The sequence below is a fragment of the Lysobacter helvus genome, from assembly GCF_018406645.1.
Lineage (GTDB): Bacteria > Pseudomonadota > Gammaproteobacteria > Xanthomonadales > Xanthomonadaceae > Noviluteimonas > Noviluteimonas caseinilytica.
Window position 1 is genome coordinate 1,371,135 of sequence record NZ_AP024546.1, and the last position, 13,403, is coordinate 1,384,537.

Annotated in this window: 9 protein-coding genes; 6 read left to right on the forward strand and 3 right to left on the reverse strand. The window is 70.1% G+C overall.

Annotated features, from left to right (window positions below):
• The first annotated feature begins 121 nt into the window (after positions 1 to 121).
• Positions 122 to 1,915 (forward strand): transcription termination factor Rho, encoded by a 1,794-nt coding sequence (gene rho, locus LYSHEL_RS06720; RefSeq protein ID WP_407075177.1) that lies wholly within the window; start codon positions 122 to 124, stop codon positions 1,913 to 1,915.
• Positions 1,916 to 1,985: 70 nt separating this feature from the next.
• On the opposite strand, the gene LYSHEL_RS06725 is transcribed toward rho, so the two are convergent.
• Positions 1,986 to 2,798 (reverse strand): energy transducer TonB, encoded by an 813-nt coding sequence (locus tag LYSHEL_RS06725; RefSeq protein ID WP_213436966.1) that lies wholly within the window; start codon positions 2,796 to 2,798, stop codon positions 1,986 to 1,988.
• 125 nt (positions 2,799 to 2,923) lie between these two features.
• On the opposite strand from LYSHEL_RS06725, the gene LYSHEL_RS06730 reads away from it, so the two are divergent.
• The gene (locus LYSHEL_RS06730) at positions 2,924 to 4,780 is read left to right on the forward strand and encodes a monovalent cation:proton antiporter-2 (CPA2) family protein (RefSeq protein WP_213436968.1); all 1,857 of its coding nucleotides are present in this window, start codon (positions 2,924 to 2,926) and stop codon (positions 4,778 to 4,780) included.
• A gap of 10 nt (positions 4,781 to 4,790) precedes the next feature.
• Here the strand turns inward: LYSHEL_RS06730 and LYSHEL_RS06735 are convergent, their stop codons facing one another.
• Both LYSHEL_RS06735 and LYSHEL_RS06740 read right to left on the reverse strand, forming a co-directional pair.
• Entirely contained in the window at positions 4,791 to 8,069 is a 3,279-nt protein-coding gene (locus LYSHEL_RS06735) for an ankyrin repeat domain-containing protein (RefSeq protein WP_213436970.1), read from the reverse strand.
• On the reverse strand, positions 8,062 to 8,331 hold the full coding sequence (locus tag LYSHEL_RS06740) for a YcgL domain-containing protein (RefSeq protein WP_213436972.1): 270 nt from the start codon (positions 8,329 to 8,331) through the stop codon (positions 8,062 to 8,064). The genes LYSHEL_RS06735 and LYSHEL_RS06740 overlap by 8 nt, the downstream gene beginning before the upstream one ends.
• Before the next feature lie 277 nt (positions 8,332 to 8,608).
• On the opposite strand from LYSHEL_RS06740, the gene LYSHEL_RS06745 reads away from it, so the two are divergent.
• The 4 genes from LYSHEL_RS06745 to LYSHEL_RS06760 all read left to right on the forward strand — a co-directional run bounded on the left by LYSHEL_RS06745 (position 8,609) and on the right by LYSHEL_RS06760 (position 13,401).
• On the forward strand, positions 8,609 to 10,147 hold the full coding sequence (locus LYSHEL_RS06745; RefSeq protein WP_213436974.1) for an FAD-dependent oxidoreductase: 1,539 nt from the start codon (positions 8,609 to 8,611) through the stop codon (positions 10,145 to 10,147).
• A gap of 93 nt (positions 10,148 to 10,240) precedes the next feature.
• The gene (locus tag LYSHEL_RS06750) at positions 10,241 to 12,655 is read left to right on the forward strand and encodes a S9 family peptidase (RefSeq protein WP_213436975.1); all 2,415 of its coding nucleotides are present in this window, start codon (positions 10,241 to 10,243) and stop codon (positions 12,653 to 12,655) included.
• 57 nt (positions 12,656 to 12,712) lie between these two features.
• The gene (locus LYSHEL_RS06755) at positions 12,713 to 12,889 is read left to right on the forward strand and encodes a hypothetical protein (RefSeq protein ID WP_213436977.1); all 177 of its coding nucleotides are present in this window, start codon (positions 12,713 to 12,715) and stop codon (positions 12,887 to 12,889) included.
• Entirely contained in the window at positions 12,886 to 13,401 is a 516-nt protein-coding gene (locus LYSHEL_RS06760; RefSeq protein WP_213436979.1) for a hypothetical protein, read from the forward strand. The genes LYSHEL_RS06755 and LYSHEL_RS06760 overlap by 4 nt, the downstream gene beginning before the upstream one ends.
• The last annotated feature ends 2 nt before the right edge of the window (positions 13,402 to 13,403 follow it).

Sequence of the window (13,403 nt, forward strand, 5' to 3'; positions counted from 1 at the left end):
CACTTGCCATCAGCGGGGCACGCTTGCCGCCGCGTCGGGCCAGTGCTAGTTTCGCTGCACCCGGCGCAGGCGAAAGCGCGCCGCACCCTTCTGAAACCCTCTCCTGAAACCCCGCCCGCGCATCCGCGGGCGCTCGCCGCTTAGCGAGGATCCCTACTTGTCCGACCAGAATTCCGACTCCGGCGCCGTCGCCGAGAAGCGCGTGCGCAAGCCGCGTGCAGCCGCCGCCAGCACCGATGCGGCCGCGCCCGCCGCCAGCGCACCGCCGGCCGAAAGCGCGCCCGTCGCGCCGCCGCAGGCCCCGCAGGCGCCGCAGCAGCAACCGCAGGCGCCGCAGCAGCAACAGCCGCAGCAGCACCAGCAGCAGCGCCAGCAGCACCAGAACCAGAACCAGAACCAGCAGCAACACCAGAACCAGAACCAGAATCCCCAGCAGCAGGGCGGCGGCCAGCAGGCCGACGGCGGCGACCAGGGCGATGACGGCGGCGATGGCCAGGGCCGCTTCAACAACAACCGCCGCGACCGCTTCCGCAACCGCCGAGACCGCCAGCGCGAGCGTTACCGCGACGACGGCATGCCGCAGGACCAGGGCGCGAACGAACAGCAGCACTTCCCGCAGCGCCCGATGCCGAGCGTGCCGGAAGGCTTCCCGCAGTACTCCCTCAGCGACCTCAAGCGCATGCCTGCGCCGAAGCTGCTGGAGATCGCCGAACAGCTGAACATCTCCGAAGGCGTGGCCCGCGCCCGCAAGCAGGACGTGATCTTCGCGCTGCTGAAGGTGCTCACGCGCCACGGTGAAGGCGTCGCCGCAGACGGCGTGCTCGAAATCCTGCCGGACGGCTTCGGCTTCCTCCGCGCGGCCGAAGCCAGCTACCTGGCCGGCCCGGACGACACGTACATCTCGCCGAGCCAGATCCGCCGCTTCAACCTGCGCACGGGCGATCACCTGTCCGGCCGCATCCGCTTCCCGAAGGATGGCGAGCGCTACTTCGCGCTGTCGGTGGTCGACACGATCAACGGCGAGCCGCTGGAAGCCTCGAAGAACAAGGTGCTGTTCGAGAACCTCACCCCGCTGTTCCCGCGCCGCCGCTTCACGCTGGAGCGCGGCAACGGCAGCACCGAGGACATCTCGGGCCGCATCCTCGACCTGATGGCGCCGCAGGGCAAAGGCCAGCGCGCACTGATCGTTTCGCCGCCGAAGGCGGGCAAGACGATGATGCTGCAGCAGGTCGCCACCGCGATCACCACCAACCACCCGGACGTGCACCTGATCGTGCTGCTCATCGACGAGCGCCCGGAAGAAGTGACCGAAATGCAGCGCACCGTGCGCGGCGAGGTCATCTCCTCCACGTTCGACGAACCCGCCGCGCGCCACGTGCAGGTCGCCGAAATGGTGATCGAGCGCGCCAAGCGCCTGGTCGAGCACAAGAAGGATGTCGTCATCCTGCTCGACTCCATCACCCGCCTGGCCCGCGCGTACAACAACGTCGTCCCGAGCTCCGGCAAGGTGCTCACCGGCGGCGTGGACGCCAACGCGCTGCACCGCCCGAAGCGTTTCTTCGGCGCGGCGCGCAACGTGGAAGAAGGCGGCTCGCTGACCATCATCGCCACCGCGCTGGTCGAAACCGGCAGCAAGATGGACGAGGTGATCTACGAAGAGTTCAAGGGCACCGGCAACTCCGAAGTGCTCCTGAGCCGCCGCATCACCGAAAAGCGCGTCTACCCGGCGATCGACATCAACCGTTCGGGCACGCGCCGCGAAGACCTCCTCATCGAGCCGGAAATGCTCCAGAAGATCTGGATCCTCCGGAAGCTCCTGCACCCGATGGACGAGATCGCCGCGATGGAATTCCTGCTCGACAAGATGAAGAACACGAAGTCCAACGACGAGTTCTTCGGCTCGATGAAGCGCTGATATCGGCTTCCGGCAGGAAAAGAAAACGCCCCGCGATGCGGGGCGTTCTTGTTGGCGCGGGATGCAGGTGTCAGAGCGTGGCGCCCACGACTTTCGTCGCCAACCGCACATCGCTGTCCGCCATCGCCACCGGCATGCCGCCCTTGCTTTCCGGCAGCTCGATCAGCTTCGGTTGCTGGTCGGGCGTGAGCCACGGCACGGGCGTGGCATCGCCGAAGCGTTCGGCGATGGTCAGCGACGCGCCGCGCCCGAGCGCATTTCGATAATCGAGCGGCAGGTAGAACGTATCGTCACCGCGTTCGCCGGCGGCGACGTCCGCCGGGCGGAACTTCGAATGCTTGAGCGCGCGCTCCACTTCCACCGCGAAGTCTTCGCGCAGGTGCTTGGGTTCGCGACGACCGCCGCGGACCTGGAGCGACAACAACGCCGCCTCGACCACGTTGCCCTGCGGATCCACGCGCATCGCCGCGAGCACATCGAAGTTCATCCCGCTGCCCATCGCCGTCCTCGGCATCCCGGGCACCACGTACTTCAGCGGCTTGGCGCGCGAACTGACGAACACCACGCGCTGGATGCGCAGCGAATAACCTGCGCCGACCTTCGTCGCGGCCAGGTCCATCGTCAGGCCCGTCTTCGCCATGACCGGCTTGCCGTTGCGCACCACCGGTTCGAAGCGCCATTGCTTCACGGCCTTCTCCACCAGCGCCGCCACGCCCGGCGCCACGTCCTTGCCCACGTCGATCTCGCGCACGCTGCCGTCCTGCGCGATCACGATGTCGGCATCGACATCCACCGTCTTCACTTCCGGCTCGCGCGCCGAAACCAGCGACGCCATCAGCGCCATCGCGCACGCGAGCAACCCCATCATCCACGTCCGTCGCATCCTTGTGTTCCCCCGGCAGGCACCCCGCCCGCGCCCGGCGATGCTAGGGTCGCAGCGGGATTGCGCGCAACGGCTCAGCCATACGCGCGTGGCAGTATTCGGCACAGGTGACCGGAGGTAACCCCATGCACGGAAGTGGCGGGCTCGAACTGGCGTTGGTGTTCCTGCTGGCCGCGGTGATCGCGGTGCCGGTGTTCCGTCGTTTCGGGCTGGGTGCGGTGCTGGGCTATCTCGTGGTGGGCGTGATCCTCGGGCCGTATGGCGCGCGCGTGATCCGCGACGTTGCGCCCGTGCTGGCCGCCAGCGAAATCGGCGTGGTCATGCTGCTGTTCGTCATCGGCCTGGAGTTGTCGCCCACGCGCCTGAAGGTGATGCGCAAACCGGTGTTCGGCGCGGGCGGGTTGCAGATGCTCACGTGCGGCATCGCGCTGGCCTCGCTCGTGGTGTTTCGCAACATCAACCATGCCGGCGCGATCGTCGTCGGCATCGGGCTCGCGTTTTCGTCGACGGCCGTCGGCCTGCAACTGCTCGCCGAACGCAAGGCGCTCACCACCTCGTATGGCCGCCTCGCGTTCGCGATCCTGCTGTTCCAGGACCTCGCGGCCATCCCGTTGCTGGCGGCCATCCCGCTGCTCGGCGGCGCGCATGGCAACGGCGTGTCGTGGATGGCCATCGCCAAGGCCGTCGGCGCGATCGCCGGCGTCGTGATCGGCGGTCGCCTGTTGCTGCGGCAGATGTTCCGCGTGGTGGCGAAGACCAACATGCCCGAGGTGTTCACTGCCAGCGCGTTGCTCGTGGTGCTGGGCGCGGCGTGGCTGATGCAGATCGCGGGCCTGACGATGGGCCTCGGCGCATTCCTCGCCGGCGTGCTGCTCGCCGACTCGGAGTTCCGCCACGAACTGGAAGCGCAGATCAAACCGTTCGAAGGCCTGTTGCTCGGCCTGTTCTTCATTGCCATCGGCATGTCGATCGACGTGCTGGGCATCGCGCGCGATCCGGCGCTCGTCGTGTTCGGCGTGCTCGCCCTGATGTCGATCAAGTTCGCGCTGCTGTTCCTCATCGGCATCAAGCCCGGCGGGCTGGGCAAGCGCGAGGCGCTGCTGCTGGGCAGCGTGCTGGCGCTGGGCGGCGAGTTCGCATTCGTCGTGTTCGGCGATGCGATGCGCGCCGGGCTGATCAACGCGGTCGAACGCGCGCAGCTGGTGGCGATCGTCGGCTTGTCGATGGCGCTCACGCCGCCGCTGTACATCGGCCTGTCGCGCTGGCTCGCCGCGCAACCGGCGCCCGAGAAACCGTTCGACACGATCACGCCGGAAGCCGAGCCGAAGGTGTTGATCGCGGGCATGGGGCGCTTCGGCCAGGTTGTCGCACGCATGCTGGCGGCGCAGCGCATCCCGTTCATCGCGATCGAGCACAGCCAGGAGCAGGTGGAATTCCTGCGCCGCTTCGGCAGCAAGATCTACTACGGCGATCCGGCCAACGCCGACCTGCTGCGTTCGGCGGGCGCGTCGGACGTGCAGGTGTTCGTGATCGCGGTCGACGACGTCGAAACCAACCTGCGCACCGTGCGGGCGATCCGCCGCCAGTTCCCGGAAGCCACCGTGTTCGCGCGTGCGCGCAATCGCCGCCATGCATGGGAGTTGTTCGACCTCGGCGCGCAGGTGGTGCGCGAGACGTTCCACTCCAGCCTGGTGATGGGCCAGCACGTGTTGCAGGAACTGGGCCTGCCGCCGGACGTCGCCGCCGATCGCGTGCAGCAATTCCGCGAGCACGACGAAGCGCTGCTGCGCACGCAATACCTGGTCTACGACGACGAAGCCGCGCTCATCCAGACCTCGCAGCAGGCGCGCAAGGAACTCGAACAGCTCTTCGGCGCCGACCGTGGCGAAGGTGACCTCAAGGGCTTGTCGACGCCGCCGGCCGAACGCTCCGCGCGCGAATCAACGACGCAGACCGCGGCGGCGCGCCAGGAAGACGTCTAGTCCAGCGGTTTCAGCGCGGTTCGCGCAGGAACCGCGCCATCGACACGCCGCCCGGCGTGGCAGGCACGAACTCCGCGGCGACATCCACGAAGCCGCGCATCACCGCAATCTCGCGCGCGCTGCGGTTGAGGCCGTCGCGCAGGTCGGGATCCGCACCCGCGCGGATCAGGCGCTGCACGACCTGCAACAAGCCATGCAACGCCGCGAGGTGCAGCGGACCGAAGCCGCGCGGATCGCGTGCTTCGAGCGCGACGGTTTCGTCGAGCAGGCGTTCGAGGCCGGCGAGCACGACGTCTTCGTCGCATGCCGTGCCCGGCTCGGCGCGCGCACCGAGCAACAGCAGCAGCGGCGTGACGCCACCGGCCGCGGGCTGGTCGGCTTCCGCGCCCGCGAGCAGCAACGTATCGAGCAACGCGACGAGACGCGGGCGTTCGCGCGCGGTGAATCCGTAGAGCGCCGCGCAATGCAGCGGCGCCAGGCCTTGCGCATCGCTCGCATGCACGTCGGCGCCGGCGGTCAGCAAGCGCGCGACGAGATCCGGCAAACCAAGCGCGGCGGCGAGCATCAGCACCGTCACTTCACCCGGCAAACGTTGTTCGAGCGGCGCACCGGCGGCGAGCAGGCGTTCGACGATGTCGGCCTGGCGCATGCTCACGGCGGCCGATAACGGCGTCGCGCCGGAGCGCGCGGCGATGCGCGGATCCGCACCGCGATCGAGCAACAGGTCGACGACCGCACGATGCCCGCCACCGGCCGCACGCAACAACGCGGTGCAGCCTTGCGTATCCGTCGCATCGACGGGCAAGCCGAGATCGAGCAGGCGGCGCACCGCATCGGCCTCGCCGACGATCGCCGCGGACGGAAGATCGCCGGCCTGCAACGGACGCCCCGGCAACGGCCAGCCGCGCCAGTCGAGCCAATCGGCGAGATCGCGACGCCCCGACGACAACGCAACGCCGAGCGGCGTCTGGCCATCGGCCGCGCGCATGTCGGGATTCGCGCCCTGCGCGATCAGCGACTTCAACGCCGATTCGCGCCCGAGCGCCGCGGCGAGATGCAACGCCGTCATGCCGTGCGAATCGCGCGCATCGAGATCGACGCCGTGCGCGACGAGGCGTTCGACCACGCGCAACCAGCCCAGGCGCACGGCCAGCGCGAGCGGCGGATCGCCGGCGGGCGAGGGCGCATACGGATCGGCGCCGCGTTCGAGCAAATCCAGTGCGAGTTGTTCCAGGCCGCGACCCGCGTGGTCGCTGGCGACGCACCCGCCGAGGAACCGCGCCAGTCCGCCCGCACCCGCAGGCGACACCGCGCGACGCAACAACGCCTGCACCGCGCCTGCCGCGGCCGGGCCCTGCGCGAGCAACGCGAACATCGCGTTGTCCTCCAGGCCTTCGCGCACGTCGGGATCGGCGCCGTTGGCGAGCAGCCAGTCGATGCGCGCGCCGGGATTGGCCCCCGTCGCGGCTTCGCGCAACTGCACGCCGAGTTCGCGCGGCGACAGCAGCCCCGCGACCGTGTGCAGGTCGCCGAAGCGTCCTTCGCGCAACGCATCGCGCATCAACGTCACCGGTGCGCGATCGATGGCCGTTGCAGCACCACCATCGGCCACGGCCGCCGGCAGCGGATAGGCCGGATCCAGTGCGGAGACCAGCGACCAGCGCCCCGCGGCCGCCGCATGATCGGCTGCGCGCTTGCCTTCGTTGTCGCGGCGCATCGGATCCAGGCCGAGTTCCAGCAAACGCTGCACCAGCGCGGGCGTCGCGCCGTCCGCCGTGGCGGACAGGATCAGCGCATCGCGCCCGTCGTGGTCGGCATGCGCGAGTTGCGGGCGATGCAGCAGCAAGTGTTCGAGGACTTCCAGGTGCCCGCCGCGCGCGGCTTCGAGCCACGGCGTGCGGCCGTCGATGTCCTGCGCCTGCACGTCGGCGCCGGCGGCGACCAGCATGTCGACGATCTCGACATGCCCCGCGCGCGCGGCTTCGTGCAGGGCGCTGCGACTGCGTGCGTCGCGTGCGTCGGCCTTCGCCTTGTGCTTCAGCAGCAGCTGCACGCCGGCGACATCGTCTTCTTCCGTGCCGGCGGCGGCGAGCAGCACCGGCGTGGCGCCGGCGCGTTCGGGCTTGGCGCCGCGTTCGAGCAGGAAGCGCGCAAGGCGCCAGTTGCCGGCCGCGCACGCGATGCCGAGCGGCGTGAGGCCGTCGTGGTTGATCGCGTCGACTTCCGCCGCGGCATCGCGCAGGAGCGCGGCGACGCCGGGATCGGAACTGCGCGCGGCGTGGTGCAGCGGCGTGTTGCCGTCGGCATCGGCGACGCGCGGGTCGGCACCGTTGGCGAGCAGCGTCATCACCGCTTCCGGGCGGCCGTGCCAGCTGTCGCGCGTGGCGGCGAGCAGCGGCGCCATGCCGGCGTGCGCGGCATTCACGTCGACGCCGAGCTGGATGAGCATGCGCAGCAGGCGCAGGTCCGGGAGGATCGCGGCGAGCATCGGCAACGTGCGCTGGTCGCGTTCGTCGTCCGGCGGCAGCGCATGGCCGTTGGCGCCGGCATCGAGCAGCGCGAGGGCGCGATCCACGCGGCCACCGCGCGCGGCGGCGTACAGCGCGACGTCGAGGTCGTCGTGCAGCGCGATCGGTTCGAGCGGCGCATCGTCCGTGTCCGCGGCCGCGAGCAGTTGTTCGAAGGGCAGCGGCGACGCCGTCGCGATCACCTGCAGCACCCAGTGCAGCCCGAACCCGCCGAGCGCGAGCGCGATCGCCACCGGCCAGCGCATCGGCGCCGGCAACACGCCCGGCCAGGCGAGCGCGAGGATCGCGCCGAGGATCGCCGCCACGATCGCGGCGACGCCGAGCCCGCGCCACGCACCGATTTCCAGTTCGCCCAGGCTGCGCCACGCGTTGCCGATCGGGCCGCCTTCGCGTTCCAGCACGTGCCACACCGGCCAGGTGCGCCACAGCAGCAGCAGGCCGACGCCGGCGGCGAGGCTCAGGCCGATCGCGGCCGACAGGCTGCCGGTCTCGCGCAGCGCGGCCAGGGGCCAGACCACCAGGATCGCGGCGACGACGAGCCCGCCCGCCCACAAGCTGGCGAGGGCGCCCGCATCGCGCGGCCAGCGGGACGAGGTGCGCGTGCCGCGCCACCACGACACCGCCAGCGCATGGGCCGGCTGCGCCAGGGCGCCCGCGATCCCGGCGACGAGCGCGGCATCGAACCCGGTCGCCAGCGACAGGGCCACGCCCGCCAGGGCCGCGGCCGCGATGCGCAATGACCGGCGCGCGGGCTCAGCCATCGGTGCCCCAGTCTTCCGTCATCGGGTCCGCCATCGTGGGCGGGAACTGCACGTAGAAGCCGCGCGTGGCGAGGTTTTCGCGCACCACGGCGGGATCGGCCAGGGCCAGCTTGCGTTCCGGGGTCAGCGCCACCTCGAGCACGAAGCGCAACTCGCCCACCTGCGTGCGCAACGGCGTCGGCAGGCGGGCGAAGTCGTCGCGCGCAGCGAGGTACACGTAGGTGTCGGCCTGTCGGAGGCTCTTGTAGACGAAAGCGTGCATCGCGGGCCCGTCGAAAGTCGCGACGATTGTGTAGGAAACGACGTTGTGACGGAACCCGCAATTCCCGCATGCGTGAAGAACTTCCCCGATCGTGAGGGAGGCATCGCATCCGCCCGCCCCGAACCCGGCCGTGCCCCGCCGATGAATACGCCCGTGCGCGCGCAGTCCACGCACCCATCACCGCAACGGGGGCTAGGCTGGATCACGCGCGAATGCAGGTGAGTCGATGCAACGCACTCCGACCTCCGAACGCAAAAGCGCCAGTCGCTCCCTATGGATGGCGACGGCTGATCCGCCTGTTTTCGCGCCCCTATCCGCGGATGCGCATGCGCGCGTCTGCATCGTCGGCGCCGGCATCGCCGGCCTGACCACGGCGTACCGCCTGGCGCGCGCCGGCGCGGACGTGGTCGTGCTGGAAGAAGGCGACCTCCACGACGGCCAGACCGCGCGCACCACGGGCCACCTGTCCGACGCCCTCGACGATCGCTACTGCCGCCTCGAACACCTGCACGGCGAACAGGGCGCGCGCCTGGCCGCGCACAGCCACGGCGTGGCGATCGACATGATCGAACGCACCTGCATCGACGAACGCATCGTCTGCGGGTTCGCGCGGGTCGACGGGTACCTGGTGCGGGGGCATGACGATGCGCGCACCGCGCGGCTGCTGGACGACGAGTTCGCGGCCGCGCGCCGGGCCGGCATCGCGGTCGAACGCGTCGCGGCCCCGCCGGGGGCGATGGCGGCCTTCGGCGATGCGTTGCGATTCCCGCGGCAGGCGCGCTTCCACGCGCTCGATTACCTCGGCGGGCTCGCGCGGGCGTTCGTGCAACTCGGGGGTCGCCTGCACACGCACACCCGCGTCGATGCGGTGGACGGCGGTGCGAACGCCGGCGCCACCTGCGCCAACGGCGCGCGCGTGCAGGCCGAGGCGGTCGTCGTCGCGACCAACGTGCCCTTCAACGACCGCATCGCCATCCACGCGAAACAGGCCGCGTACCGCACGTACGTGATTGCGTTGCGGCTGGATCCGGGCGCGGTGCCCGACGCGCTGCTGTGGGACATGTGCGAGCCCTACCACTACGTCCGCATCGCCCATGCGCGGAACGGCACGTGGCTGGTCGTCGGCGGCGAAGACCGCAAGACCGGGCAGGACGACGCACCCGCCGTGCGCTACGAAGTCCTGGAATCCTGGGCGCGCCACCATTTCCCCGACGCGCTGGACGTGGGCTATCGCTGGTCGGGGCAGGTGATCGAACCGATCGATGGCCTCGCCTTCCTCGGCCACAACCCCGGCTTCGCCGACAACGTGTACATCGCCACCGGCGATTCCGGGAACGGCCTCACGCACGGCACGATCGCCGGCGCGCTGATCGCCGACCTGATCGTCGACGGCGATTCGCCGCTGCGCGCGCTGTATTCGCCGAGCCGCCTCAACCTGCGCGCCGCCGATGCCTTCGTGCGCGAAACGCTCAACTTCGTGCCGTACTACGCCGACTGGATGAGCGCCGGCGAGATCGAAGGCCTCGGCGCGTTGCCGGCGGGCGAGGGCGCCGTGTTGCGCTGCGGGTTGCAGAAGGTGGCCGCGTGGCGCGACGACGCGGGCGCGCTGCACCTGCATTCGGCGATGTGCCCGCACCTGGGCTGCGTGGTGCACTGGAACGGCGCCGAGCGCAGCTGGGATTGCCCCTGCCACGGCTCGCGATTCGATGCGGTCGACGGGCACCGGCTGAACGGGCCGGCCGTGCATGGGCTCGCACCGTTCCAGGGCCCGGCGCGCGAAGGGCAGGCGCATGCGCCGCCACGAGCCCGGATGTAGGGCGATTTCGCGCGAATCCGCATGACCTTTGACCTCGGCCCGCGCCCGTCCCGGCTGCTAGGCTGCGCGGCTTCCGTCCTGCCAGAACTCCCGATGCGCTTGCCCGCCGCCGCACCGTTGCTTCCGTTCGCCTGCCTCCTCGCCACCCTCGCGATGCCCGCCTTCGCGCAGGCGCCGCAGGCGCCGCAGGCCGCCACCGCCGATGCGCCGCTGACGCTCACGCAGGTGATGGCGGATCCGGACTGGATCGGCCCGCCGATCGAACAGGCGTGGTGGTCGTGGGACGGCCAGCGTGCGTATTCGCTGCGCAAGCGCGCCGGCGCCACGGTCCGCGATACCTACGTGCAGCCGATCGCCGGCGGCGTGGCCACCGTGCTCGACGGCCCGTCGCGCGCCGATGCCGACGCCGCGCAACCGGTGATCGACGCGACGCGCGCGCACATGGCGTTCGTGCGCAACGGCGACGTGTTCGTGCGCGACCTGCGCAGCGGCGCGCTCACGCAGGTCACGCGCAGCAACGACGACGAATCGCAGCCGCAATGGGGCAGCGACGGCAGCCTCGCGTTCCGCGTCTCCAACGACTGGTATCGCTGGACCGCGCGCGACGGCGTGCGCCAGGCCGCGGTCGTGCGTGCGGAAAAAGCACCGAACACCCCGCCGAAGGCCGACGACCTGCGCGACCGCCAGTTGCGCCTGATCGACACGCTGCGCAATGACCGCGCGCAGAAGGACGCCGCGCGCGAACAGAGCGACGCCTGGCGCAAGGCCGATCCGACGCGCGCACCCGCGCCGGCGTTCCTCGGCGACGACGTCGAGATCGCCGACAGCGCGCTGTCGCCCGACGGCCGCTGGCTGCTGGTCGTCACCACCGCGAAGGGCGCCGACACCGGCACCGCCGGCAAGATGCCGAAGTACGTGACCGAATCGGGGTACGAGGAATTCGAAGACGTGCGCACGCGCGTCGGCCACAACGCGCCGCTGCCGCAGCGGTTGTGGCTCGTCGACGTCAACGGCGCGAGCGTGCGCGAACTGAAGTTCGACGCGCTGCCCGGCATCGACGTCGATCCGCTCGCCGCGATGCGCAAGGCCGCGAAGAAGCCCGCGCTGAAGGGCGCGCGCGACGTGCAGGTGCTCACCTCCGGCGACAACAGCGGCCCGCCGTCGATCCGCTTCACGCCCGATGGCCGTCAGGCCGCGGTGATGGTCCGCGCGATCGACAACAAGGATCGCTGGATCGCCACCGTCGATTTCGCCAACGCGAAGCTGCAGTCGCGCCATCGCCTCACCGATCCGGCCTGGATCAACTGGGGCTTCAACGATTTCGGCTTCGCGCCCGATGGCGCGTTGTGGTTCCTCTCCGAGCAGGACGGCTATTCGCACCTGTACATCGCCGACGGCAACGGCGCGCCGCGCGCGCTGACGTCGGGCAACTGGGAAACCTCGCAGCCGGTGCTCACCGGCGACGGCAAGCGCTTCTTCTTCCTGTGCAACCGCGCGTGGCCGGGCGATTACGAAGTGTGCAGCGTCGATCGCAACGGCGGCGCGGTGCGCGAAGTGACGGCGCTGGATGGCGTCGAGGATTTCGTGCTCTCGCCCGACGAGGCGAAGGTGCTGGTGCGCCACTCCGGCAGCTACATCCCGCCGCAGGTCGCGGTGATCGGCGCCAACGGCGAAGGCCTGGCCGAACTCACCGACACGCGCACGCCGCAGTTCCGCGCGCGCACGTGGATCCAGCCGGAGTACGTGCAGATCCCGTCGAAGCACGGTGCGGGCACCATCTGGGGCAAGTACTACGGCCCGAAGCAGATGGAAGCCGGCCGCACGTACCCGATCGTGATGTTCGTGCACGGCGCCGGTTACCTGCAGAACGTCAGCACGCGCTATCCGAACTACTTCCGCGAGCAGATGTTCCATGACCTGCTCGTGCAGCGCGGCTACATCGTGCTCGACCTCGACTACCGCGCCTCCGAAGGCTACGGCCGCAAGTGGCGCACCGACATCTATCGCCGCATGGGCACGCCGGAGCTCGAGGATTACCTCGACGGCCTGGACTGGATCGTCGCCAACAAGCAGGGCGACCGCGCGCATGTCGGGATCTACGGCGGCAGCTACGGCGGCTTCATGACGTTCATGGCGCTGTTCAAGCAGCCCGGCGTGTTCAAGGCCGGCGCCGCGCTGCGCCCGGTGAGCGACTGGTCGCAGTACAACCACGAGTACACCGCCAACATCCTCAACACGCCGGAACTCGACCCGGAGGCCTACAAGGTCTCCTCGCCGATCGAATACGCCGCCGGCCTGCAGGATTCGCTGCTCATCGCCCACGGCATGATCGACGACAACGTGTTCTTCAAGGACTCGGTGATGATGACGCAGAAGCTCATCGAGCTCCGCAAGGACAAGTGGGAACTGGCGCCGTATCCGCTGGAACGCCACGGCTTCACGCACCCCGACAGCTGGTACGACGAGTACCGCCGGATCCTGGAATTGTTCGATCGCACCCTGAAGTGACGCGGCCACAACATCCGCCGGTCTAGGCTCCCCCGGGATTCCCGCGGGAGCCGCGCCATGCACAACAAGCACAGCCACCGGATCGTCGAGAAAACCGCCGAGAACCGCTTCCTGCAACACCAGCCCGTCGACGCCGACGAGGCGCGCAGCCACCACGTGGCCGAGGACGAGGCGCCGCCGGTCCCGGCCGCGGCAGAGTTGACCGACGCCGATCGCAAGGATGCCAACGCATGAGCTCCCTGCGCGCCTTGCTGCTGGACTGCGGCACCGCCTTGCGCCGCGCCGTGCCGGATTTCGAATCGAGCCCGCTCCGCGCGCGCATCGAGGACGCGATCCTGGGGCTGTCGAACACGGAGGAATCGCCGGAGGCGCAGCTGCGCGTGCGCCGCGAACGCGACGAACTGCGCCAGGCCCTCGCCGACGCCGTCCCAGGCGTCAACGACAACATCCCCGCCGCCGAAGCCGCGCGCCTGCGCATGCGGATGCTGATCGAAGCCGGCGCACGCATCCGCGCGCTGCCGACGCCGGTGCACCAGACGCCCGCCGAACCCGTCGACGTGCAGCCCACGCGCGAAACGCTGCAGGACGTGGCCGCGGGCAGCCGCACGCTGACGCGCGAAGAACGCGAGTGGTGCCTGAGCGAAGCGATGGTGCTCAGCGGCTTCCGCAAGACGCCGGTGCAGCTGATCGAAAGCGGCGAACCGGAACTGGCGAAGATGATCCTCGCCGGTTCGCCGTTGACCTAGGG